The following is a 23,209-nucleotide window of genomic DNA, read 5'->3' on the forward strand; positions in this document are numbered from 1 at the left end:
CGTACAGAACGGTGCTACACTTGTATGTAGCGCATCTTTCTTTACGGTCAACCGGCAAGGTGTTAAATTGATCACGTTTTAGACCATTTTTTCGTCGCTACCACCAAAAATGATAAGGGCGAAAAAGGGTAACGGTTATCTTTTTGAAATACTGCGGGTCCGCTGTTGTTCGTGTTTTGAATAGCTTGCGACACCCGGAAACATCAGGCGATACGTCTTGTACCTCTATATTGAGACTCTGAAACAGAGACTGGATGCCATTAATCAACTGCGTGTGGATCGCGCGCTTGCTGCCATGGGCCCTGCTTTCCAGCAGGTATACAGTCTGCTGCCGACATTATTGCACTATCACCATCCGCTGATGCCTGGCTACCTTGACGGTAACGTTCCCCAGGGCATTTGCCTTTTCACGCCTGATGAAACCCAACAGCATTACCTCAACGAGCTGGAACTCTACCGCGGCATGCCGCCACAGGAGTCTCCAAAAGGTGAACTGCCGATTACCGGCGTTTACTCTATGGGGAGCACCTCATCGGTAGGGCAAAGCTGTTCTTCGGACCTGGATATCTGGGTCTGCCATCAGTCCTGGCTCGATAACGACGAGCGTCAGCTGCTGCAGCGCAAGTGCAGCCTGCTGGAGAGCTGGGCGGCATCGCTCGGTGTGGAAGTGAGCTTCTTCCTGATTGATGAAAACCGTTTCCGCCATAACGAAAGCGGCAGTCTGGGTGGTGAGGACTGCGGCTCGACCCAGCACATCTTACTGCTGGATGAATTTTACCGTACTGCTGTGCGTCTGGCCGGGAAGCGTATTCTGTGGAATATGGTCCCGTGCGAAGAAGAAGAGCATTACGATGACTACGTCATGTCGCTTTACGCGCAGGGCGTACTGACGCCAAACGAATGGCTGGACCTCGGCGGTCTGAGCTCTCTGTCAGCAGAAGAGTATTTTGGCGCAAGCCTCTGGCAGCTCTATAAAAGCATCGACTCGCCGTACAAAGCGGTGCTGAAAACGCTGCTGCTGGAAGCCTACTCCTGGGAATACCCTACGCCGCGCCTGCTGGCGAAAGATATCAAGCAGCGTCTGCACGACGGGGAGATCGTCTCCTTCGGGCTGGACGCTTACTGCATGATGCTGGAGCGCGTGACCGAATACCTGAAAGCCATTGATGACACCACGCGTCTTGACCTGGTGCGTCGATGTTTCTATCTCAAAGTCTGTGAGAAATTGAGCCGCGAGCGCGCCTGCGTGGGCTGGCGTCGTGAAGTGGTCAGTCAGTTAGTGAAAGAGTGGGGATGGGACGAAGCGCGTCTGTCCATGCTCGACAACCGGGCCAACTGGAAAATCGATCAGGTGCGTGAAGCGCACAACGAACTGCTCGATGCGATGATGCAAAGCTACCGTAACCTGATCCGCTTTGCGCGCCGTAACAACCTCAGCGTTTCCGCCAGCCCGCAGGATATCGGGGTATTAACCCGTAAGCTGTATGCCGCGTTTGAAGCGCTGCCGGGTAAAGTCACCCTGGTTAATCCGCAGATTTCGCCAGACCTGTCAGAACCGAACCTGACCTTTATCTATGTGCCGCCGGGCCGTGCAAACCGCACCGGGTGGTATCTGTATAACCGTGCGCCAAGCATGGATTCAATCATCAGCCATCAGCCGCTGGAGTATAACCGCTACCTGAACAAGCTGGTGGCCTGGGCCTGGTTTAACGGCCTGCTGACCTCGCGCACGCGCCTGTTTATCAAAGGCAACGAGGTGGTTGATCTCGCTAAGCTGCAGGAGATGGTTGCGGATGTGTCGCACCACTTCCCGCTGCGTCTGCCTGCCCCAACGCCGAAAGCGCTCTACAGCCCGTGCGAAATTCGCCATCTGGCGATTATCGTCAACCTGGAATACGACCCGACGGCGGCCTTCCGCAATCAGGTGGTTCATTTTGACTTCCGCAAGCTGGACGTCTTCAGCTTTGGCGAGCAGCAAAACTGCCTGGTGGGCAGCGTGGATCTGCTGTACCGCAACTCGTGGAACGAAGTGCGTACCCTGCATTTCAACGGCGAGCAGGCGATGATCGAAGCGCTGAAAACCATTCTCGGCAAGATGCACCAGGATGCCGCACCGCCGGACAGCGTTGAGGTGTTCTGCTACAGCCAGCACCTGCGCGGTTTAATTCGTACCCGCGTGCAGCAGCTGGTTTCCGAGTGTATCGAACTGCGTCTCTCCAGCACCCGCCAGGAAACCGGACGCTTTAAAGCGCTGCGCGTCTCCGGCCAGACCTGGGGCCTGTTCTTCGAACGCCTGAACGTGTCGGTACAGAAGCTGGAAAACGCCATCGAGTTCTACGGCGCGATTTCACACAACAAGCTGCATGGCCTGTCGGTGCAGGTGGAAACTAACCACGTTAAGCTCCCGCAGGTGGTGGACGGATTCGCCAGCGAAGGGATTATCCAGTTCTTCTTTGAAGAGTCGGGCGACGATGCCGGGTTCAACATCTACATTCTGGATGAGACCAACCGCGCCGAGGTGTATCACCACTGTGAAGGCAGTAAAGAGGAGCTGGTGCGCGACGTCAGCCGCTTCTACTCCTCTTCGCATGACCGTTTCACCTACGGCTCAAGCTTTATCAACTTTAACCTGCCGCAGTTCTACCAGATTGTGAACGTCGATGGTCGTACGCAGGTGATCCCGTTCCGCACCCAGGCCGTAACGCCTGCCGCACCTGCCAATCAGGAAACCGCTCCGCTGTTGCAGCAGTATTTCTCCTGAGCCTTTTCGCCGGGTGGCACTGACGCTTACCCGGCCTACGGTCCGAGATGTTGTAGGCCCGGTAAGGCGTAGCCGCCACCGGGCAACAAAACTATCTGAAACTCACAGCCTCACCCGCCTGCGCGGTCGCCGCCTGTTCCAGCAGATCCCAGAACGGTACGCCGCTGCGGTCGCAAACCCATTCCCCGTCTTTCAGATCGAAATGATAGCCGCCCTGTTTCGCGGCCAGCCACACCTGGTGAAGCGGCTCCTGGCGGTTAATAATAATTTTGCTGCCATTTTCGAAGCTCAGGGTCAGAATGCCGCCGTTGATTTCACAATCGATATCGCTGTCGCCGTCCCAGTCGTCAAGACGCTCTTCGATGGTCATCCACAGGTTGTCGGCAAGGCGATGGAATTCACTGTCGTTCATGGTTTTGTTCCTGTTTTTCGTGATGCCGGCAGTATAACCCTAAATAATTCCCGTTGCAGGAAAGCGGCAAACTCTTGCTTTTGTGTCTTCTCCTGCGATGATAGAAACAGATTTGAACTTACGGGCAACTTTATAATGAAAAACGTTTTCCGAACGCTTGCCGTTCTCATCACGCTGTTTAGCCTGACTGGCTGCGGACTGAAGGGACCACTGTACTTCCCACCTGCGGATAAAACCGCGCCGCCGCCGACGAAACCCGTGCAAAGCGGCATTGAGTCTACCACGCCAAATACTAACGATCGTGGCGACAACGGCGGCCCGACTCAGGTTAATCTCTGACGACAACGTTCTGTACCCGCGCAATGGAGCAAATGATGCAGTTCTCTAAAATGCATGGCCTTGGCAACGATTTTATGGTCGTCGACGCGGTAACGCAGAATGTGTTTTTCTCCCCGGAACTGATCCGTCGCCTGGCGGATCGGCATCTGGGCGTGGGGTTCGATCAGCTGCTGGTGGTCGAGCCACCGTACGATCCCGACCTCGATTTCCACTACCGTATTTTTAACGCGGACGGCAGCGAAGTTAACCAGTGCGGCAACGGCGCGCGCTGTTTTGCCCGTTTTGTCCGCCTGAAAGGGCTGACCAACAAGCGTGATATTCGCGTCAGCACGGCCAATGGCCGCATGGTGCTAAGCGTCACCGATGATGAGCTGGTGCGCGTGAACATGGGCGAGCCTAACTTCGAGCCCTCCGTCGTGCCGTTTCGCGCAAACAAAGCGGAAAAGACCTATATTATGCGTGCGGCCGAGCAGACAGTATTGTGCGGCGTCGTCTCAATGGGTAACCCTCACTGCGTGATTCAGGTTGATGATGTGGAAACCGCCGCGGTCGAAACGCTCGGCCCGGTGCTGGAAAGCCACGAACGTTTCCCGGAGCGCGCGAACATCGGCTTTATGCAGGTGGTGAAGCGCGAGCACATTCGCCTGCGGGTTTACGAGCGCGGTGCGGGCGAGACTCAGGCCTGCGGAAGCGGTGCCTGTGCTGCGGTGGCCGTTGGCATCTCTCAGGGGTTACTGGCAGAAGAGGTTCGCGTGGAGTTACCGGGCGGTCGGCTTGATATCGCCTGGAAAGGACCGGGTCATCCACTGTATATGACTGGCCCGGCGGCACATGTCTATGACGGGTTTATCCATCTATGAAACAACCAGGGGAAGAACTGCAGGAAACAGTGACGGAACTGGACGACAGAGCTGTTGTTGATTATCTGCTGCGCAATCCTGAGTTTTTTATTCGCAATGCACGCGTCGTCGAAGAGATGCGCGTGCCGCATCCGGTTCGCGGGACCGTGTCGCTGGTCGAATGGCACATGGCGCGCTCGCGCAACCACATCAATCAGCTTGAAGAGAACATGACGCTGCTGATGGAGCAGGCCAGCACCAACGAAAGCCTGTTCTATCGTCTGCTGCACCTGCAGGCGCGTCTGGCGTCGGCGCACAGCCTTGACGAGTTTCTCAGCCGCTTCCACCGCTGGGCCCGGGAGCTGGGGCTGGCGGGCGCAACGATTCGTCTGTTTCCTGACCGCTGGCGCATTGGCGCGCCGTCGGGGTTTACCCATCTGGCGCTCAGCCGTCAGGCGTTTGAACCGCTGCGCATTCAGCGTCTGGGCCATCAGCACCACTATCTGGGGCCGCTGAACGGGCCTGAGCTGCTGGTGGTATTACCGGAAGCCAAAGCGATTGGCTCGGTAGCGATGTCGCTGATGGGGCGCGATGGCGATCTGGGTGTCATGTTATTTACCAGCCGCGACGCGCATCACTATGAGCAGGGGCAAGCCACGCACCTGCTGCAGGAGATCGCCCTGATGCTGCCCGAGCTGCTGGAGCGCTGGATTGAGCGCGTATGACGGACGGACTGCTCGCCACTGACGTTTCGCGCTTTCTGCGCTATCTGGGCGTGGAGCGTCAGCTTAGCCCCATTACCCTGCTCAACTACCAGCGTCAGCTTGATGCCATCATGCAGATTGCCGACGAAATCGGCCTGAAAAGCTGGCAACAATGTGACGCTGCGACGGTACGCGGGTTCGTCGTGCGTAGCCGTAAAAAAAATCTCAGCCCGGCGAGCCTGGCGCTCAGGCTCTCAGCGCTGCGCAGTTTCTTCGACTGGCTGGTCAGTCAGGGGGGCTTAAAAGCCAACCCGGCAAAGGGGATCGCCACGCCGAAAGCGCCGCGTCATCTGCCTAAAAATATCGACGTTGACGACGTAAACCGCCTGCTGGATATCGACCTTAACGATCCGCTCGCCGTGCGCGACCGCGCGATGCTGGAGGTGATGTACGGTGCCGGGCTGCGTCTGTCCGAGCTGGTTAATCTTGATATCAAACACCTCGATCTGGAGTCCGGTGAAGTGTGGGTGATGGGCAAGGGCAGCAAAGAGCGCCGCCTGCCGATTGGCCGCAATGCGGTTTCCTGGATTGAGCACTGGCTTGACCTGCGCGGGCTGTTTGGCAGCGAAGAGGATGCGCTGTTCCTGTCGAAGCTCGGCAAACGGATCTCGGCGCGTAACGTCCAGAAGCGCTTTGCGGAGTGGGGCATTAAGCAGGGGCTGAACAGCCACGTTCACCCGCACAAGCTGCGCCACTCCTTTGCGACACACATGCTTGAGTCGAGCGGCGATCTGCGCGGCGTGCAGGAACTGCTTGGCCACGCAAATCTGTCGACCACTCAAATCTATACCCACTTAGACTTCCAACACCTTGCCTCGGTGTATGACGCGGCGCATCCACGCGCCAAACGGGGGAAATAATGCGTTTTTACCGCCCACTTGGTCAGATCTCAGCCCTGACGTTTGACCTTGATGACACCCTTTATGACAACCGCGAGGTGATCCTGCGTACCGAGCAGGAGTCGCTGGCGTTTGTGCAGAACTACCATCCCGCGCTGAAAGCGATACAGAACAAGGACTTTCAGAAGCTGCGTCAGTCCCTGCGTGAGACCGAGCCGGACATTTACCACGACGTGACCGAATGGCGTCGTCGTGCGGTTGAGCAGGCGATGCTTAATGCCGGTCTGAGCGCGCAGGACTCGGCCATCGGGGCCGAAGCGGCCATGGAAAACTTTGCCAAATGGCGCAGCCGTATCGACGTTCCGCAGGAGACTCACGAGACGCTGGCGAAGCTTGCCGAAAAGTGGCCGCTGGTGGCCATCACCAACGGCAATGCCCAGCCCGAGCTGTTTGGCCTGAGCGATTACTTTGAGTTTGTGCTGCGCGCAGGCCCTCACGGGCGCGCGAAGCCGTTCAGCGATATGTACCATCTGGCGGCGGAAAAGCTTAACCTGCCGCTGGGTAACATTCTGCACGTGGGGGATGACCTGACCACGGACGTGGCCGGGGCTATCCGCTGCGGCATGCAGGCCTGCTGGATCAAGCCGGAAAATGCGGAGCTGATGACCGCAACCGACAGCCGTCTTCTGCCGCACGTGGAAATTTCACGGTTGGCATCCCTCACGACGCTGATATAATCACCAGTAATATTGTATAAATTACCAGGGGTTTGCAGTTGTAGGCCCGGTAAGCGAAGCGCCACCGGGCGCTTCGCTGTGTTCCTGAATACTATGTGACGGTGCCAATGGACGTTTCTTACCTGCTCGACAGCCTTAATGACAAACAGCGTGACGCGGTTGCCGCCTCGCGCACCAACATGCTGGTGCTGGCTGGGGCGGGCAGTGGTAAGACGCGCGTGCTGGTTCACCGTATCGCCTGGCTGCAGAGCGTGGAAAACTGCTCCCCGTACTCCATCATGGCGGTGACGTTTACCAACAAGGCGGCGGCAGAGATGCGCCACCGTATCGCTCAGCTGATGGGCACCAGCCAGGGCGGCATGTGGGTCGGCACCTTCCACGGCCTGGCGCACCGCCTGCTGCGCGCGCACCATATGGACGCCAACCTGCCGCAGGATTTCCAGATCCTCGACAGCGAAGACCAGCTCCGCTTGCTGAAGCGCCTGATCAAGGCGATGAACCTTGACGAGAAGCAGTGGCCGCCGCGTCAGGCGATGTGGTACATCAACGGCCAGAAGGACGAGGGGCTGCGCCCACACCACATTCAGAGCTTCGGCAACCCGGTCGAGCAGACCTGGCAGAACGTCTACAAGGCCTATCAGGAAGCGTGCGATCGCGCCGGTCTGGTGGATTTCGCCGAGCTGCTGCTGCGCGCCCACGAGCTGTGGCTCAACAAGCCGCACATCCTGCAGCACTACCGTGAACGCTTCACCAATATCCTGGTGGACGAATTCCAGGATACCAACAACATCCAGTACGCGTGGATCCGCCTGCTGGCCGGTGATACCGGCAAGGTGATGATCGTGGGTGATGATGACCAGTCGATTTACGGCTGGCGCGGGGCGCAGGTGGAGAATATCCAGCGCTTCCTCAACGATTTCCCCGGCGCGGAAACCATCCGTCTGGAGCAGAACTACCGTTCAACCAGCAACATCCTGAGCGCGGCCAACGCCCTGATTGAAAACAACAACGGGCGTCTGGGTAAAAAGCTGTGGACCGACGGCGTCGACGGCGAACCGATTTCCATTTACTGCGCCTTCAACGAGCTCGACGAAGCCCGCTTCGTGGTGAACCGCATCAAAACCTGGCAGGACAACGGCGGCCCGCTGGAGCAGTGTGCCATTCTCTACCGCAGCAACGCCCAGTCGCGCGTGCTGGAAGAGGCGCTCCTGCAGGTGAGCATGCCGTACCGCATTTATGGCGGCATGCGATTCTTCGAGCGTCAGGAGATCAAAGATGCGCTGTCGTATCTGCGCCTCATTGCGAACCGTAACGACGACGCGGCGTTTGAACGCGTGGTGAACACGCCGACCCGCGGGATTGGCGACCGCACGCTGGACGTTGTGCGTCAGGCCTCGCGCGATCGCCAGCTGACGCTGTGGCAGGCGTGCCGCGAGCTGCTGCAGGAAAAAGCCCTCGCCGGACGTGCCGCCAGCGCGTTACAGCGCTTCCTCGAACTGATTGACGCCCTGGCGCAGGAAACAGCCGATATGCCGCTGCACGTGCAAACCGACCGGGTGATTAAAGACTCCGGCCTGCGAACCATGTACGAGCAGGAGAAAGGCGAGAAGGGCCAGACCCGTATTGAGAACTTAGAGGAACTGGTCACGGCAACGCGCCAGTTCAGCTACAACGAAGAAGACGAAGACCTGATGCCGCTGCAGGCGTTTCTGTCCCACGCCGCGCTTGAAGCGGGAGAAGGGCAGGCGGACACCTGGCAGGATGCGGTTCAGCTGATGACCCTGCACTCCGCCAAAGGGCTGGAGTTCCCGCAGGTGTTTATCGTCGGGATGGAAGAGGGGATGTTCCCGAGCCAGATGTCGCTGGATGAGGGCGGCCGTCTGGAAGAGGAGCGTCGTCTGGCCTACGTGGGCGTGACGCGCGCGATGCAAAAGCTGACGCTGACCTACGCCGAAACCCGCCGCCTGTACGGTAAAGAGGTTTATCACCGTCCATCGCGCTTCATCGGCGAACTGCCGGAAGAGTGCGTAGAAGAGGTGCGTCTGCGGGCGAGCATCAGCCGTCCGGTCAGCCATCAGCGCATGGGCTCGCCGATTGCGGAAACCGACACCGGCTACAAGCTGGGCCAGCGCGTGCGCCATTCGAAGTTTGGCGAAGGTACCATTGTGAATCTGGAAGGCAGCGGCGAACACAGCCGCCTGCAGGTAGCGTTCCAGGGGCAGGGGATCAAATGGCTGGTGGCGGCCTATGCGAAGCTGGAAACAGTCTAACATTCAGAAAAATATAATTATTTTGTAATAATCTGCTAGCCTTATACAGTGAAGGTCAATTAATGCCCTTCAGCGTTCCGTTGCGTGTTGACGCCACAGTTATAGCTGGCGTAACATGCGCGCACGATTACGCTAAGAGGACATTCGCCTTGGACACACCCAGTAGATACTGGCTCAATTCCCTGTCATCCAGGAACAACTCCTAAGGCTATCTCCTCTTGCTGATGGCCTTAGTGGTTGTCAGCGACCTGCATTATTCCCGTCGCGCTGAGTCAGGCTGTTTAATGGTCTGAAACCCAATTTGTTTCTGTGTGCCCACCGAACTGTCCGATATTTTTTGCATTGGGAGTCCCGGTCATGTTGAGCGCATTTCAACTCGAAAATAACCGACTGACTCGGCTTGAAGCCGAAGAGTCACAGCCCCTCATTGATGCCGTATGGGTGGATCTGGTCGAGCCGGACGACGATGAACGCCTTCGCGTACAATCTGAACTGGGGCAAAGCCTGGCAACCCGCCCGGAACTGGAAGACATCGAAGCATCCGCGCGTTTTTTTGAAGACGAAGACGGTTTGCACATTCACTCCTTCTTCTTCTTTGAAGATGCGGAAGACCACGCGGGTAACTCCACCGTGGCGTTTACCATTCGCGACGGCCGTCTGTTTACCCTGCGCGAGCGCGAGCTGCCGGCATTCCGCCTCTACCGTATGCGCGCCCGCAGCCAGGCAATGGTGGACGGTAACGCTTACGAGCTGCTGCTCGATCTGTTCGAGACCAAAATTGAACAGCTGGCGGACGAAATTGAAAACATCTACAGCGATCTGGAAAAGCTGAGCCGCGTGATCATGGAAGGCCATCAGGGCGATGAGTACGACGAAGCGCTCTCCACGCTGGCGGAGCTGGAAGATATCGGCTGGAAGGTGCGTTTGTGTCTGATGGATACCCAGCGCGCGCTGAACTTCCTGGTGCGCAAGGCGCGTCTGCCGGGCGGTCAGCTGGAGCAGGCGCGTGAGATCTTACGAGATATCGAATCCCTGCTGCCGCACAACGAATCTCTGTTCCAGAAGGTGAACTTCCTGATGCAGGCGGCGATGGGCTTTATCAACATCGAGCAGAACCGCATCATCAAGATCTTCTCGGTGGTGTCCGTGGTGTTCCTGCCGCCGACGCTGGTGGCGTCCAGCTACGGGATGAACTTTGAGTTTATGCCGGAGCTGAAGTGGAGCTTTGGCTACCCGGGGGCGATTATCTTTATGATCCTCGCGGGGCTGGCGCCGTATCTGTACTTTAAGCGTCGTAACTGGCTGTAAAAATCTGGCGGGTGGCGCTGCGCTTACCCGCCCTACGATCGAATTCCCTCTCCCTGTGGGAGAGGGTTAGGGCAACATCACAGCCCTTTGCGCACCCTGCGCTGGGTATAAATCGCATCGGCGACGAAAATCGCCAGAGCTACCCAGATAAAGGCGAACGTCACCATCTTATCCGCCCCCGGCACCTCGCCGTAAAACACCACCGCCAGCAGGAACATCAGCGTCGGGCCAATGTACTGGAAGAAGCCCAGCGTGGAGAGACGCAGACGCGTCGCGGCACCGGTGAAGCACAGCAGAGGAATGGTGGTCACCACGCCCGCCGCCATCAGCATCAGATTCAGCGACCACGGGTTGCTGCCCATATGGCTGGTGGCGCTGTCGGCGATGCCGAAGAGATAAATCGCCGCCACGGGCAGCAGCCACAGGGTTTCAAACAGCATCCCCGTCTGCGCTTCCACCGCAATCTTCTTACGCACCAGGCCGTAGAAGGCAAAGCTGAACGCCAGGCCGAGGGCAATAATCGGCAGCGAGCCGAAGGTCCAGAGCTGCACCAGCACGCCGCAGAAGGCCAGAATCACCGCCACCCACTGCATCCGGCGGAAACGCTCGCCGAGGAAAATCATCCCCAGCACGATGTTCACCAGCGGGTTAATGAAGTACCCCAGGCTCGCTTCGAGCATGTGATGGTTATTCACCGCCCAGATAAACAGCAGCCAGTTGCCGCCAATCAGCACCGCTGACAGCGCCAGCAGGAAAATCTTTTTCGGGGTTTGCAGCAGCGTTTTGACGCCCGACCACTGACGGCTGAGGCTCATCAGCGCAATCATAAAGAAGAATGACCAGATAACGCGGTGAGTCAGGATCTCATCGGCCGGAACGTAGGCGATAAGCTTGAAATACGCCGGGGCGATACCCCAAATAAAATAAGCGGCAAGGGCGAGTAAAACGCCCTGCCGCGTCTGTTTAGCATCCATCGGGAAAATCCGTTACAAAGAAGTGAATTAATTTTACCCGATTTTGCTGCCTCAACCCACCATATAAGTGGCGGTTGCGCTGGCGATATACACCTGTTCTTCGTTGTGTAACTCAACGCGCGCCACGGCAACTTTATTTCCCGCGCGCAGCAGGCTGCTGGTACAGGTAAAGCGATTTCCGCGCCCCGGGCGAAGATAGTCGACGCGCAAATCAATGGTGCCCATGCGCGCCAGGCGCTGGCGGAGTTCGTCTTCGTTGATGGTGTCATGGCGGGTCAGCGTGCTGCCCACGCAGACCAGACCTGCCGCCACGTCCAGCGCGGAGGCAATCACGCCGCCGTGCAAAATACTTTGCGCCCAGTTACCTACCATCATCGGCTGGTTGTTGAAGCTCAGCTGGGCAAAATCTTTCTCGTAACGCTCCAGCTCCAGTCCCAGCGCGCGGTTAAACGGCATATGGTAAACAAAAATCTCGCCCACGAGTTTTAACACTTCTTCGGCGGTAAGCATGGCTGACATGAGGCATCACATCCTTATTGTTAATGAAATGTTGATTTTATGCCTCAGCAACAAGGAATTCCACTTTCAGAAACGAGGATGCAGCAGTTGTCGCAGAAGTCTGTAGAATGTCCGCCACATAACTATTTAGCTAATTTTACTCTTTTGCAGGAGAACACCACCGATGCGGACGTATCTGGCATGGTTACTGGCGGCGGTTGCGCTGCCCCTCACAGCATATGCGCAGGAAGCGACGATCAAAGAGGTGCATGATAAACCTGCCGTTCACGGTAGCATTATCGCGAACCTTCTTCAGGAGCATGACAATCCGTTCACGCTCTACCCGTATGACACCAACTACGTGATTTATACCCAGACCAGCGATCTCAACAAAGAGGCGATAAGCTCCTATAACTGGTCTGATAATGCGCGTAAAGATGAGGTGAAGTTCCAGCTCAGCCTCGCGTTCCCGTTCTGGCGCGGTATTCTGGGGCCGAACTCGGTGCTCGGGGCGTCTTACACGCAGAAATCCTGGTGGCAGCTCTCTAACAGCGGAGAGTCCTCGCCGTTCCGTGAAACCAACTATGAGCCGCAGCTGTTCCTCGGTTTTGCTACGGATTATGAGTTCGCGGGCTGGACGCTGCGTGACGTCGAAGTGGGCTTTAACCACGATTCCAACGGTCGCTCTGACCCTACCTCGCGCAGCTGGAACCGTGCCTATACGCGTCTGATGGCGCAGAACGGTAACTGGATGGTGGAAGTGAAGCCGTGGTATGTGGTGGGCGAAACCGATGACAACCCGGATATCACCAAATATATGGGCTACTACCAGCTCAAAGTCGGCTATCAGTTGGGTGATGCCGTGCTCAGCGCCAAAGGCCAGTACAACTGGAACACCGGCTACGGCGGTGCGGAAGTGGGCTTAAGCTATCCAATGACGAAGCATGTCCGCATCTATACTCAGGTGTACAGCGGTTACGGCGAGTCGCTTATCGATTACAACTTCAACCAGACCCGCGTCGGCGTGGGCGTGATGCTGAACGATATTCTCTAGGCTGTTCGAATGTTTTTGCGTTAAACGTTGAAGTTTCTCTCTCAGGCGCTGAAAATAGCGCCTGTTTCATTTCTGGCATATGGGGTTAACGTGGCGCAGGCGGAAGTATTGAATCAGGAGTCGCTGGCTAAACAGGTTTTGCATGAAACCTTTGGCTACCAGCAGTTCCGCCCCGGCCAGGAAACCATCATTGAAACGGTGCTGGAAGGTCGTGATTGCCTGGTGGTGATGCCGACCGGCGGCGGTAAGTCCCTCTGTTATCAGGTGCCCGCGCTGGTGCTTAACGGCCTGACGGTCGTGGTATCCCCCCTCATTTCCCTGATGAAAGACCAGGTTGACCAGCTGCTCGCCAACGGCGTGGCGGCAGCCTGTCTTAACTCCACGCAAACCCGGGAGCAGCAGCAGGAGGTGATGGCCGGGTGTCGCACCGGGCAGATCCGCCTGCTGTATATCGCGCCGGAGCGGCTGATGCTGGATAACTTCCTCGATCACCTGGCGCACTGGAACCCGGTGCTGCTGGCGGTGGATGAAGCGCACTGTATTTCCCAGTGGGGACACGATTTCCGCCCGGAATACGCTGCCCTCGGCCAGCTGCGTCAGCGCTTCCCCGAGCTGCCGTTTATGGCGCTTACCGCGACGGCGGATGACACCACGCGGCTGGATATCGTTCGCCTGCTCGGGCTGAACGACCCCTATATTCAGGTCAGCAGCTTCGACCGCCCAAACATCCGCTATATGCTGATGGAAAAGTTCAAGCCGCTGGATCAGCTCTTGCGCTACGTCCAGGAGCAGCGCGGCAAGTCCGGCATCATCTACTGTAACAGCCGTGCTAAGGTGGAAGACACCGCCGCGCGTCTGCAAAACCGCGGCTTTAGCGCCGCCGCGTATCATGCCGGGTTAGAGAACCACATCCGCGCCGACGTGCAGGAAAAATTCCAGCGTGACGACCTGCAAATCGTCGTCGCGACGGTGGCGTTCGGAATGGGCATTAACAAGCCCAACGTGCGCTTTGTGGTGCATTTCGACATCCCGCGCAATATCGAATCTTACTATCAGGAAACCGGTCGCGCCGGGCGTGACGGGCTGCCTGCGGAAGCGATGCTGTTTTACGATCCGGCTGATATGGCGTGGCTGCGCCGCTGTCTGGAAGAGAAGCCGCAGGGACAGCTGCAGGATATTGAGCGCCACAAGCTCAACGCGATGGGGGCGTTTGCCGAAGCGCAAACCTGCCGTCGTCTGGTGCTGCTCAACTACTTTGGTGAAGGGCGCCAGGAGCCGTGCGGCAACTGCGATATCTGCCTCGATCCGCCAAAGCAGTACGATGGCCTGATGGACGCGCGTAAGGCGCTTTCGACCATTTACCGTGTGAATCAACGCTTCGGGATGGGCTACGTGGTGGAGGTGCTGCGCGGCGCCAATAACCAGCGTATCCGCGATATGGGGCACGACAAGCTGCCGGTCTACGGTATTGGCAAGGAGCAGAGCCACGAGCACTGGGTGAGCATCATTCGCCAGCTGATCCACCTCGGCTTCGCCACGCAGAACATTGCCCAGCACTCCGCCCTGCAGCTGACCGAGGCGGCGCGTCCGGTCCTGCGCGGTGATGTTGAGCTCAAGCTCGCCGTGCCGCGCGTCATCGCCCTGAAGCCACGCGTGATGCAGAAATCCTACGGCGGCAACTACGATCGCAAGCTGTTCGCCAAACTGCGCAAGCTGCGTAAAGCCATCGCCGACGAAGAAAACATCCCGCCTTACGTGGTGTTCAACGACGCGACGCTGATCGAGATGGCCGAACAGATGCCGCTCAGCGCCAGCGAAATGCTCAGCGTCAACGGCGTGGGGACACGCAAGCTGGAGCGCTTCGGTAAAGAGTTTATGGCGCTCATCCGCTCTCACGCCGATGGTGATGATGAGGAGTAGTCAGCCGGGCGAAAAAGTGCCAGGATGATGACTCACTAAATTATTTCCCCGCGAGTTAATTATGTTGATGCTATTTCTCACCGTGGCGTTAGTGCACATCGTTGCGCTGATGAGCCCCGGCCCGGACTTTTTCTTCGTATCACAAACGGCCGTCAGCCGCTCCCGCAAAGAGGCGATGATGGGCGTGCTCGGTATCACCATGGGCGTTATGGTCTGGGCGGCCGTTGCGCTCCTCGGTCTGAACCTTATCCTGGCGAAGATGGCCTGGCTGCATAACATCATTATGGTCGGCGGCGGTCTGTACCTGTGCTGGATGGGCTACCAGATGCTGCGCGGGGCGCTGAAGAAAGAAGAGAAAAAGCCGGAAGAGCCAAAGGTGGAGCTGGCAACGGGCGGCCGCAGCTTTGTAAAAGGGCTGCTGACCAATCTGGCGAACCCGAAAGCCATTATCTATTTCGGCTCGGTGTTCTCGCTGTTTGTCGGCGATAGCGTCGGCGCGGGCGCACGCTGGGGCATCTTCCTGCTGATCGTCGTTGAAACCTTTGCCTGGTTTACCATCGTGGCCAGCCTGTTTGCCTTACCGGCGATGCGCCGCGGCTACCAGCGTATTGCGAAGTGGATTGACGGCTTCGCCGGCGCGCTGTTCGCCGGCTTCGGCATTCATCTCATCATTTCTCGCTAAGCGTGACGCGCTGACGCAAGCAGCGCGCCAACCAGCATAAACAGCGAGCCAAAGACTTTATTCAGGGCCTTCATCTGCTTAGGCCCTTTAATCCACGCCGCAATTCGCTGCGCCAGCGTCGCGTAACCAATCATCACGATGATATCGACGATAATGGTGGTCGCGCCCAGCACCACGTACTGCATCACCTGGGGCTGGTGCGGCACGATAAACTGCGGGAACAGCGCGGCGAGGAAAACGATGCTCTTCGGGTTGGTCAGGTTGACGAACACTGCGCGCTTAAACAGATGGCCGCGGTTTTGCGTCTGGGCCAGCGTATTCAGGTTGATGGAGCCTGCCGCGCGCCACTGCTGGATGCCGAGCCAAATCAGATACGCTGCCCCGGCCCATTTCAGCACCTCAAAGGCCAGCACGGAGCGGGAGAACAGAGTTCCAAGACCGATCCCGACCAGCACAATATGAATGCCCAGCCCGGTCTGCAAACCGGCAATCGACGCCGCCGCACCGCGGTAGCCGTGGTTGATGGAAGTGGTCATGGTGTTAATAGCACCCGAACCCGGAGAAAGGCTGAGGATAATGGATGTCAGCAGGTAGGCGAACCACCATTCGAAGGTCATTTGAAGCTCCCGAACCGTCTATTTTTATGCCACAATACGCTATTATTGAGTCATTTTGTGGCCGGTGACGAAAAAAACGATATTCCCTGGATTACGTGAGTGGAAACCCAATGTTTCAGCAGAAAAAGGACTGGGAAACACGAGAAAACGCTTTTGCTGCTTTCTCTATGGGGCCGCTGACCGATTTCTGGCGGCAGCGTGAGGAAGATGAGTTTACGGGCGTCGGGGGCGTCCCGGTGCGTTTCGTTCGTTTCCGAAATGAAAAAAATGACCGGGTGATTGTGGTCTGCCCTGGGCGTATTGAAAGCTACGTTAAATACGCCGAGCTGGCCTATGACCTGGTCCATATGGGGTTCGATGTCCTGATCATCGACCATCGTGGACAGGGGCTGTCCGGACGTATGCTGCCGGACACGCACCGTGGGCACGTCGATCGCTTCAGCGATTACGTCGACGATTTTGCCGCGTTCTGGCAGCAGGACGTTCAGCCCGGCCCCTGGCGCAAGCGGTATATTCTTGCGCACTCCATGGGCGGCGCCATTTCGACGCTGTTTTTGCAGCGTTACGCGCACCAGTGCGACGCCATTGCGCTCACCGCGCCGATGTACGGTATCGTCATCCGTTTTCCTGACTGGATGGTGCGCCATCTTCTTGACTGGGCTGAGGGCCATCAGCGCATTCGTGAAGGTTATGCCATTGGCACAGGACGCTGGCGCGCGCTGCCGTTCGCCATCAACGTCTTAACTCACAGCCGGCAGCGCTATCGTCGTAACCTGCGCTTTTATGCCGATGAACCGCGCTTGCGCGTCGGCGGCCCAACCTGGCACTGGGTGCGGGAGGGGATTCTGGCCGGTGAGCAGGTGCTGGCGGGCGTAGGCGATGATGACACGCCGACGCTTCTGATCCAGGCGGAAGAAGAGCGTGTGGTGGATAACCGCATGCATGACCGCTATTGTGAACTGCGCGCTGCAGCCGGTCACCCTTGTGAAGGGGGTAAACCGCTGGTCATTAACGGCGCGTTCCATGAGATCCTTTTTGAAAAGGACGCTATGCGCTCAGTCGCGCTCAACGCCATTGTTGAATTTTTCAACAGGCATAATTGATTCTTGTTTTCCACCAGAGGTTGAAATCCCTATGTACCAGGTTGTTGCATCTGATTTAGATGGCACGCTGCTTTCCCCCGACCACACCCTGTCGCCTTACGCGAAAGAGACCTTAAAACTCCTGACTGCCCGTGGCGTGAACTTTGTGTTCGCCACCGGCCGCCACCACGTGGACGTGGGGCAGATCCGCGATAATCTTGAGATCAAATCGTACATGATCACCTCTAACGGTGCGCGCGTGCATGATACCGACGGCAACCTGATCTTTACCCACAATCTGGATCGCGATATTGCCGCCGATCTGTTCGGCGTGGTGCATAACAACCCGGCTATCGTTACTAACGTTTACCGCGACGACGACTGGTTTATGAACCGCCACCGTCCGGATGAAATGCGTTTCTTCAAGGAAGCGGTATTCAACTACTCCCTTTACGAACCGGGCCTGCTGGAGCCGGAAGGGATCAGCAAGGTGTTCTTTACCTGTGACAGCCACGAAGAGCTGCTCCCGCTGGAACAGGCGATCAACGCCCGCTGGGGCGATCGCGTCAACGTGAGCTTCTCAACCCTGACCTGTCTGGAAGTAATGGCGGGTGGCGTTTCCAAAGGTCACGCGCTGGAAGCGGTTGCGAAACGCCTGGGCTTCGGGCTGAAAGACTGTATCGCCTTCGGTGACGGCATGAACGACGCCGAGATGCTGTCGATGGCGGGCAAGGGCTGCATCATGCAGAACGCGCACCAGCGTCTGAAGGATCTGCACCCTGAGCTGGAAGTGATTGGTTCTAACGCTGACAACGCGGTACCGAAGTATCTGCGCAAACTGTTCCTTGAATAATCTTCATTCGGTTGTTTATTGCTCAGTTGTCAACTAAAGAGTTCGCTACAATGCTTCTCCTTCTTTCTGAGAGACAAGCATTGTGGCGCTACTCATCATCACCACTATCCTGTGGGCCTTCTCCTTTAGCCTGATTGGCGAATACCTTGCCGGTTCGGTCGACAGCTACTTCTCGGTGCTGATGCGCGTGGGGCTGGCGGCGCTGGTGTTCCTGCCGTTTCTGCGCACGCGCGGGCAATCGCTGAAAACGATTGTGCTGTATATGCTGGTGGGGGCGATGCAGCTCGGCATCATGTATCTGTTCAGCTTCCGGGCCTACGTCTACCTGTCCGTCTCCGAGTTCCTGCTCTTTACCGTGCTGACGCCGCTCTATATCACGCTGATTTACGACCTGCTCAGCAGACGCCGCCTGCGCTGGGGATACCTGCTGAGCGCCGCGCTGGCGGTGATCGGCGCGGCGATTATTCGCTATGACAAAGTCAGCGATCATTTCTGGACCGGGCTGATGTTCGTCCAGCTCGCCAACATCAGTTTCGCCATCGGCATGGTGGGCTACAAACGCCTGATGGAAACCCGTCCGATGCCGCAGCATAACGCGTTTGCCTGGTTCTATATGGGCGCCGCGATTGTCGCGGTAGCGGCGTGGTTTATGCTCGGTAATCCGCAAAAGCTGCCGACCACCGCCGTGCAGTGGGGCGTTCTGGTCTGGCTGGGCGTAGTGGCGTCAGGGCTGGGGTACTTCATGTGGAACTACGGCGCTACGCAGGTAGACGCCGGTACGCTGGGGATCATGAACAACGTGCATGTCCCGGCAGGGCTGCTGGTCAATCTCGCCATCTGGCAGCAACAGCCGCACTGGCCGAGCTTTATTATTGGGGGAGCTGTGATCCTGGCTTCGCTGTGGGTCCATCGCCGATGGGTCGCTCCGCGCTCCGCACAAATGGAAGATGGTCGCACGCGTGGTTCCGCGCTGAGCGAATAAACGCCTCCGTAATCGGCTGACGCTGCTCGCCATCGCGCACGGCGGCGTACAGTCGGCTCCACAGTCCTTCACCCAGGGTTTTGGTCTGCACCAGACCCTGGCGTTCAAAACTCTCCACCACCCAGTGCGGCAGCGCCGCGATACCCATTCTGGCCGCCACCATCTGAATCAGCAGCAGGGTGTTATCCACGCTTTTCAGCTGCGGGCTAATGCCTGCTGGCTGCAGGAAATGGCGCCAGATATCCAGACGACTGCGCTGGACCGGATAAATCAGCAGCGTTTCCGTCGCCAGGTCTTCCGGCGTGATGCGCGTTTTGGCGGCCAGCGGGTGGTCCGGCGCCAGCACCAGGCGCACTTCATAATCAAACATCGGCGAATAGTGCAGGCCGCTGCGCGGCAGGATGTCAGAGGTCATCACCAGGTCCAGCTCGCCCTGCTGCAGCGACGGCTGCGGGTCAAAGGTCACGCCGGATTTGAAGTCCATCTCCACCTGCGGCCACTTCTGACGGAAGTTCTCAAGCGCGGGGGTCAGCCACTGAATACAGCTGTGGCACTCAATGGCGATACGCAGCTTGGTCTGCTGCGGTTCGTTACACGCCTGCAGCGCGCTGGCGATTTGCGGCAGTACCTGATTCGCCAGCTGAAGAAGAATTTCACCCTGAGGCGTAAAGCGCAGGGGCTGGCTCTTACGCACAAAAAGACGGAAGCCGAGGCGTTGTTCTAGATCGCTGAACTGGTGAGAAAGGGCGGACTGGGTCTGGTGCAGCGTGGCCGCAGCCGCCGCGAGCGAACCGCAGTTCCGCAACGCTTGTAGCGTTTTCAGGTGTTTAATCTCGATCATGAAAGTCCTTCACTTCGCCATGAACATTTTGCGCTTGAGGAATATACAGTAACTGCCAATTATGGATGTGTAAACATCTGGACGGCTAAAATCCTTCGTCTTTTAAATTTATGGTGCGTTGGCTGCGTTTACTCACCCCGGTCACTTACTCATGTAAGCTCCTGGGGATGAGCAAACTTGCCGCCTTCCCTAAATTCAAAATCCAAAGGATTTACAATTAATTAGAGGAAGAAAACATGACAATCCGCAATCACACTCTCGGTTTTCCTCGCGTTGGCCTGCGCCGCGAGCTGAAAAAAGCGCAAGAAAGCTACTGGGCGGGTAACGCCATCCGCGAAGAACTGCTAGCGGTAGGACGCGAGCTGCGCGCCCGCCACTGGGAGCAGCAAAAACAGGCGGGCATTGACCTGCTGCCGGTGGGCGATTTCGCCTGGTACGACCATGTTCTGACGACCAGCCTGCTGCTTGGCAACGTACCGGCTCGTCATCAGAACAAAGATGGATCGGTAGATATCGATACTCTGTTCCGCATCGGCCGTGGCCGCGCGCCAACGGGGGAGCCAGCGGCAGCGGCGGAAATGACAAAGTGGTTTAACACCAACTATCACTATATGGTGCCGGAGTTCGTCAAAGGCCAGCAGTTCAGGTTGGCCTGGACGCAGCTTCTGGACGAAGTGGACGAAGCGCTGGCGCTGGGCCACCAGGTGAAGCCGGTGCTGCTCGGGCCGGTAACGTACCTGTGGCTGGGCAAAGTAAAGGGCGAGCCGTTTGACCGACTCAGCCTGCTGAAGGATATTCTGCCGGTCTACAAACAGGTGCTAAGTGAGCTGGGCAAACGCGGCATTCAGTGGGTGCAAATCGACGAACCGGCGCTGGTGCTTGAGCTGCCGCAGGATTGGCTCGATGCCTTCAAACCGGCGTATGACGCGCTCACCGGTCAGGTAAAACTCCTGCTGACGACCTATTTTGAAGGCGTGACGCCGAACCTGAAGACCATTACCGCGCTGCCGGTCCAGGGCCTGCACGTTGATCTCGTACACGGTAAAGACGATGTGGCGGAGCTGCACAAGCGCCTGCCAGCGGACTGGCTGCTTTCCGCCGGGCTGATTAACGGCCGTAACGTCTGGCGCGCCGATCTCACCGAGAAATATGCACAAATCAAAGACATCGTCGGCAAACGTGAGCTGTGGGTGGCCTCATCTTGTTCCCTGCTGCACAGCCCGATCGATCTGAGCGTGGAAACGCGTCTGGATGCCGAGGTGAAAAGCTGGTTTGCCTTCGCCCTGCAAAAATGCGAAGAGCTAACGCTGCTGCGCGACGCGCTGAACAGCGGCGACACTACGGCGATTACCGAATGGAGCGCTCCGATCCAGGCGCGTCGTCACTCGGCGCGCGTGCACAACCCGGCGGTGGAAAAACGCCTGGCGGCCATCACCGCCCGGGACAGCCAGCGTCAGAGCCCGTACGAGGTGCGTGCCGAGGCGCAGCGCGCCCGCTTCAACCTGCCTGCGTGGCCGACCACCACAATCGGTTCTTTCCCGCAAACCACGGAGATCCGCGGCCTGCGTCTGGACTTCAAGAAGGGCAATCTGGATGCGAATCACTACCGCACCGGCATCGCGGAACACATCAAGCAGGCGATTATCGAGCAGGAACGCCTGGGGCTGGACGTGCTGGTGCACGGTGAAGCCGAGCGTAACGACATGGTGGAATATTTTGGCGAGCACCTGGACGGCTTCGTCTTTACCCAGAACGGCTGGGTGCAGAGCTACGGCTCCCGCTGCGTGAAGCCGCCGGTGGTTATCGGTGACGTCAGCCGCCCGGAAGCGATCACCGTGGAGTGGGCGAAGTACGCCCAGTCCCTGACCGACAAGCCGGTAAAAGGAATGCTCACCGGTCCGGTGACCATTCTCTGCTGGTCGTTCCCGCGTGAAGACGTGACCCGTGAAACCATCGCCAAACAGATCGCCCTGGCGCTGCGTGATGAAGTGGCGGATCTGGAAGCGGCAGGCATTGGCATTATCCAGATTGACGAGCCGGCCCTGCGTGAAGGCCTGCCGCTGCGCCGCAGCGACTGGGATGCCTACCTGCAGTGGGGCGTGGAGGCGTTCCGCATTAACGCCGCGGTGGCGAAGGACGACACCCAGATCCACACCCACATGTGTTACTGCGAATTTAACGACATCATGGATTCGATTGCCGCGCTGGATGCCGACGTGATCACCATCGAGACCTCGCGTTCAGACATGGAGCTGCTGGAGTCGTTTGAAGAGTTCGACTACCCGAATGAAATCGGGCCGGGCGTGTACGACATTCACTCCCCGAACGTGCCGAGCGTTGAGTGGATTGAAGCCCTGCTGAAAAAAGCGTCCCAGCGTATTCCGGCAGAGCGCCTGTGGGTGAACCCGGACTGCGGACTGAAAACCCGCGGCTGGCCGGAGACGCGCGCGGCGCTGGCGAACATGGTGAAGGCGGCGCAGAACTTGCGTCAGGCTTGATAATGCGTAGGCCCGGTAAGGCGTAGCCGCCACCGGGCTTTTTTTATTACGCTTTCTTACCGCCGTACTGGCTAAACCACGCCAGCATTCTCTGCCAGCCATCTTTGGCTGATTCTGCGTGATAGCTCGGACGATAATCGGCGTTAAACGCATGCCCGGCATCCGGGTAGACCACGATCTCCGCATTCGCATTTGCCGCACGGAGCGCATGGCGCATGGTCTCTACCGAATCCAGCGAAATACCGGTGTCCTGACCGCCGTAAAGCCCTAACACGGGGGCATTTAACTCGGTGGCGATATCGACGGGATGTTTCGGTGAATTCAGCGTTTTTTCACCCACCAGTTTGCCGTACCAGGCGACAGCGGCTTTGAGTTGCGGGTTATGCGCGGCATACAGCCAGCTAATGCGTCCGCCCCAGCAGAAACCGGTGACCAGAAGACGATGCGGATCGCCGCCGTTGCGCGCCGCCCAGCTGGCGACGTGATCGAGATCGGCCAGCACCTGCGCGTCCGGGACTTTGCTGACCAGGTTGCTGAGCAATGTTGGAATATCGCTGTAGTCGTTCGGATCGCCCTGACGGAAGTAGAGCTCTGGCGCAACGGCCAGATACCCTTCCAGCGCCAGCCGGCGGCAGAGGTCGCGAATGTGTTCGTGAACACCAAATATCTCCTGAATCACAATCACGATGGGCAGCGGGCCGTCTGCCGATTTTGGCCGTGCGTGCCAGGCAGGCATATTCTCCCCCTGCGAGGGAATGGAGGTCTCACCCGCGGTAATTGCCGCTTCTGGCGTCGACACGATGGTTGAAGCATGTGGGGCCGCAGCAGGTGCAAATCCGGTTTTTTCAGTCATGGCATTCTCCGTACCAATGAGTTAGCGCAAAGGTAAATATAGACACCAGGTTAACAACTCACAGTGCCTTAAACGGTCTATCTTTT

The 23,209-nt window shown here is 57.8% G+C and carries 22 protein-coding genes; 16 read left to right on the top strand and 6 right to left on the bottom strand.

What is annotated here, in order from left to right; genetic code table 11:
- Positions 1-217: 217 nt before the first annotated feature.
- On the top strand, positions 218-2,761 hold the full coding sequence (gene cyaA, locus P346_RS00650; RefSeq protein ID WP_032662826.1) for a class I adenylate cyclase: 2,544 nt from the start codon (positions 218-220) through the stop codon (positions 2,759-2,761).
- 91 nt (positions 2,762-2,852) lie between these two features.
- Here cyaA and cyaY read toward each other — a convergent pair whose 3' ends face one another.
- Positions 2,853-3,173: an iron donor protein CyaY gene (gene cyaY, locus P346_RS00645; RefSeq protein ID WP_023333807.1), complete on the bottom strand. Its 321-nt coding sequence runs from the start codon at positions 3,171-3,173 to the stop codon at positions 2,853-2,855.
- 135 nt (positions 3,174-3,308) lie between these two features.
- On the opposite strand from cyaY, the gene lptM reads away from it, so the two are divergent.
- From lptM to corA, 8 genes are all read left to right on the top strand, one after another.
- A complete protein-coding gene (lptM, locus tag P346_RS00640; RefSeq protein ID WP_032662828.1) occupies positions 3,309-3,512 on the top strand; it encodes an LPS translocon maturation chaperone LptM in 204 nt (67 codons plus the stop codon).
- 35 nt (positions 3,513-3,547) lie between these two features.
- Complete coding sequence (gene dapF / locus P346_RS00635) at positions 3,548-4,372, top strand: diaminopimelate epimerase (protein ID WP_008501545.1); 825 nt, start codon at positions 3,548-3,550, stop codon at positions 4,370-4,372.
- Positions 4,369-5,076 (top strand): DUF484 domain-containing protein, encoded by a 708-nt coding sequence (locus P346_RS00630; RefSeq protein WP_032662831.1) that lies wholly within the window; start codon positions 4,369-4,371, stop codon positions 5,074-5,076. The genes dapF and P346_RS00630 overlap by 4 nt, the downstream gene beginning before the upstream one ends.
- Positions 5,073-5,975, top strand: coding sequence for a tyrosine recombinase XerC (gene xerC, locus P346_RS00625; RefSeq protein ID WP_023309625.1), 903 nt, complete (start codon positions 5,073-5,075; stop codon positions 5,973-5,975). The genes P346_RS00630 and xerC overlap by 4 nt, the downstream gene beginning before the upstream one ends.
- Positions 5,975-6,691: a 5-amino-6-(5-phospho-D-ribitylamino)uracil phosphatase YigB gene (yigB, locus tag P346_RS00620; RefSeq protein WP_032662833.1), complete on the top strand. Its 717-nt coding sequence runs from the start codon at positions 5,975-5,977 to the stop codon at positions 6,689-6,691. Before xerC ends, yigB begins: the two co-directional genes overlap by 1 nt.
- A 107-nt stretch (positions 6,692-6,798) precedes the next feature.
- Positions 6,799-8,961, top strand: coding sequence for a DNA helicase II (gene uvrD / locus P346_RS00615; protein ID WP_032662835.1), 2,163 nt, complete (start codon positions 6,799-6,801; stop codon positions 8,959-8,961).
- Positions 8,962-9,110: 149 nt separating this feature from the next.
- Positions 9,111-9,167, top strand: a complete 57-nt coding sequence (ysgD, locus tag P346_RS23630) for a YsgD/CorL family protein (protein WP_212743980.1) — start codon at positions 9,111-9,113, stop codon at positions 9,165-9,167.
- A 151-nt stretch (positions 9,168-9,318) separates the two neighbouring features.
- Positions 9,319-10,269: a magnesium/cobalt transporter CorA gene (gene corA, locus P346_RS00610; protein ID WP_008501540.1), complete on the top strand. Its 951-nt coding sequence runs from the start codon at positions 9,319-9,321 to the stop codon at positions 10,267-10,269.
- Positions 10,270-10,346: 77 nt separating this feature from the next.
- Here the strand turns inward: corA and rarD are convergent, their stop codons facing one another.
- Both rarD and yigI read right to left on the bottom strand, forming a co-directional pair.
- On the bottom strand, positions 10,347-11,243 hold the full coding sequence (gene rarD, locus P346_RS00605) for an EamA family transporter RarD (RefSeq protein ID WP_023309622.1): 897 nt from the start codon (positions 11,241-11,243) through the stop codon (positions 10,347-10,349).
- A 51-nt stretch (positions 11,244-11,294) separates the two neighbouring features.
- Entirely contained in the window at positions 11,295-11,762 is a 468-nt protein-coding gene (gene yigI / locus P346_RS00600; protein ID WP_008501538.1) for an acyl-CoA thioesterase YigI, read from the bottom strand.
- A gap of 163 nt (positions 11,763-11,925) precedes the next feature.
- Here yigI and pldA point away from each other — a divergent pair, with 163 nt between their 5' ends.
- From pldA to rhtC, 3 genes are all read left to right on the top strand, one after another.
- On the top strand, positions 11,926-12,795 hold the full coding sequence (gene pldA / locus P346_RS00595) for a phospholipase A (RefSeq protein ID WP_023333803.1): 870 nt from the start codon (positions 11,926-11,928) through the stop codon (positions 12,793-12,795).
- A 90-nt stretch (positions 12,796-12,885) separates the two neighbouring features.
- Complete coding sequence (gene recQ / locus P346_RS00590) at positions 12,886-14,715, top strand: ATP-dependent DNA helicase RecQ (RefSeq protein WP_029741834.1); 1,830 nt, start codon at positions 12,886-12,888, stop codon at positions 14,713-14,715.
- Positions 14,716-14,776: 61 nt separating this feature from the next.
- On the top strand, positions 14,777-15,397 hold the full coding sequence (rhtC, locus tag P346_RS00585; RefSeq protein ID WP_010426287.1) for a threonine export protein RhtC: 621 nt from the start codon (positions 14,777-14,779) through the stop codon (positions 15,395-15,397).
- Here rhtC and rhtB read toward each other — a convergent pair.
- A complete protein-coding gene (gene rhtB, locus P346_RS00580; RefSeq protein WP_008501533.1) occupies positions 15,394-16,014 on the bottom strand; it encodes a homoserine/homoserine lactone efflux protein in 621 nt (206 codons plus the stop codon). The two genes, rhtC and rhtB, sit on opposite strands and share 4 nt — an antisense overlap.
- A gap of 110 nt (positions 16,015-16,124) precedes the next feature.
- On the opposite strand from rhtB, the gene pldB reads away from it, so the two are divergent.
- The 3 genes from pldB (at position 16,125) to P346_RS00565 (ending at position 18,931) form a co-directional block, all read left to right on the top strand.
- Positions 16,125-17,117 carry a lysophospholipase L2 gene (pldB, locus tag P346_RS00575; protein WP_032662837.1) on the top strand — a complete coding sequence of 331 codons (993 nt, stop codon included), beginning with the start codon at positions 16,125-16,127 and terminating at the stop codon, positions 17,115-17,117.
- A gap of 31 nt (positions 17,118-17,148) precedes the next feature.
- On the top strand, positions 17,149-17,949 hold the full coding sequence (gene yigL, locus P346_RS00570) for a sugar/pyridoxal phosphate phosphatase YigL (protein ID WP_029741831.1): 801 nt from the start codon (positions 17,149-17,151) through the stop codon (positions 17,947-17,949).
- A gap of 82 nt (positions 17,950-18,031) precedes the next feature.
- On the top strand, positions 18,032-18,931 hold the full coding sequence (locus P346_RS00565; protein ID WP_032662839.1) for a carboxylate/amino acid/amine transporter: 900 nt from the start codon (positions 18,032-18,034) through the stop codon (positions 18,929-18,931).
- Here P346_RS00565 and metR read toward each other — a convergent pair.
- The gene (metR, locus tag P346_RS00560) at positions 18,819-19,772 is read right to left on the bottom strand and encodes an HTH-type transcriptional regulator MetR (protein WP_032662841.1); all 954 of its coding nucleotides are present in this window, start codon (positions 19,770-19,772) and stop codon (positions 18,819-18,821) included. The two genes, P346_RS00565 and metR, sit on opposite strands and share 113 nt — an antisense overlap.
- Positions 19,773-20,008: 236 nt before the next feature.
- On the opposite strand from metR, the gene metE reads away from it, so the two are divergent.
- The gene (gene metE / locus P346_RS00555) at positions 20,009-22,270 is read left to right on the top strand and encodes a 5-methyltetrahydropteroyltriglutamate--homocysteine S-methyltransferase (protein ID WP_032662842.1); all 2,262 of its coding nucleotides are present in this window, start codon (positions 20,009-20,011) and stop codon (positions 22,268-22,270) included.
- 46 nt (positions 22,271-22,316) lie between these two features.
- Here metE and P346_RS00550 read toward each other — a convergent pair whose 3' ends face one another.
- Positions 22,317-23,123, bottom strand: coding sequence for a dienelactone hydrolase family protein (locus tag P346_RS00550; RefSeq protein WP_032662843.1), 807 nt, complete (start codon positions 23,121-23,123; stop codon positions 22,317-22,319).
- Positions 23,124-23,209: the final 86 nt, after the last annotated feature.

Source organism: Enterobacter sp. DC1 (assembly GCF_000568075.1).
Lineage (GTDB): Bacteria > Pseudomonadota > Gammaproteobacteria > Enterobacterales > Enterobacteriaceae > Enterobacter > Enterobacter asburiae.

Bases quoted from the DNA above. Each gene is read 5' to 3' on its own strand.
- dapF (WP_008501545.1), top strand. From the start codon at position 3,548: ATGCAGTTCTCTAAAATGCATGGCCTTGGCAACGATTTTATGGTCGTC.
- uvrD (WP_032662835.1), top strand. From the start codon at position 6,799: ATGGACGTTTCTTACCTGCTCGACAGCCTTAATGACAAACAGCGTGAC.
- rarD (WP_023309622.1), bottom strand. From the start codon at position 11,243: ATGGATGCTAAACAGACGCGGCAGGGCGTTTTACTCGCCCTTGCCGCT.
- metE (WP_032662842.1), top strand. From the start codon at position 20,009: ATGACAATCCGCAATCACACTCTCGGTTTTCCTCGCGTTGGCCTGCGC.
- lptM (WP_032662828.1), top strand. From the start codon at position 3,309: ATGAAAAACGTTTTCCGAACGCTTGCCGTTCTCATCACGCTGTTTAGC.
- xerC (WP_023309625.1), top strand. From the start codon at position 5,073: ATGACGGACGGACTGCTCGCCACTGACGTTTCGCGCTTTCTGCGCTAT.
- cyaY (WP_023333807.1), bottom strand. From the start codon at position 3,173: ATGAACGACAGTGAATTCCATCGCCTTGCCGACAACCTGTGGATGACC.
- P346_RS00630 (WP_032662831.1), top strand. From the start codon at position 4,369: ATGAAACAACCAGGGGAAGAACTGCAGGAAACAGTGACGGAACTGGAC.
- pldA (WP_023333803.1), top strand. From the start codon at position 11,926: ATGCGGACGTATCTGGCATGGTTACTGGCGGCGGTTGCGCTGCCCCTC.
- P346_RS00550 (WP_032662843.1), bottom strand. From the start codon at position 23,123: ATGACTGAAAAAACCGGATTTGCACCTGCTGCGGCCCCACATGCTTCA.
- pldB (WP_032662837.1), top strand. From the start codon at position 16,125: ATGTTTCAGCAGAAAAAGGACTGGGAAACACGAGAAAACGCTTTTGCT.
- yigI (WP_008501538.1), bottom strand. From the start codon at position 11,762: ATGTCAGCCATGCTTACCGCCGAAGAAGTGTTAAAACTCGTGGGCGAG.
- rhtB (WP_008501533.1), bottom strand. From the start codon at position 16,014: ATGACCTTCGAATGGTGGTTCGCCTACCTGCTGACATCCATTATCCTC.
- corA (WP_008501540.1), top strand. From the start codon at position 9,319: ATGTTGAGCGCATTTCAACTCGAAAATAACCGACTGACTCGGCTTGAA.
- yigL (WP_029741831.1), top strand. From the start codon at position 17,149: ATGTACCAGGTTGTTGCATCTGATTTAGATGGCACGCTGCTTTCCCCC.
- rhtC (WP_010426287.1), top strand. From the start codon at position 14,777: ATGTTGATGCTATTTCTCACCGTGGCGTTAGTGCACATCGTTGCGCTG.
- metR (WP_032662841.1), bottom strand. From the start codon at position 19,772: ATGATCGAGATTAAACACCTGAAAACGCTACAAGCGTTGCGGAACTGC.
- yigB (WP_032662833.1), top strand. From the start codon at position 5,975: ATGCGTTTTTACCGCCCACTTGGTCAGATCTCAGCCCTGACGTTTGAC.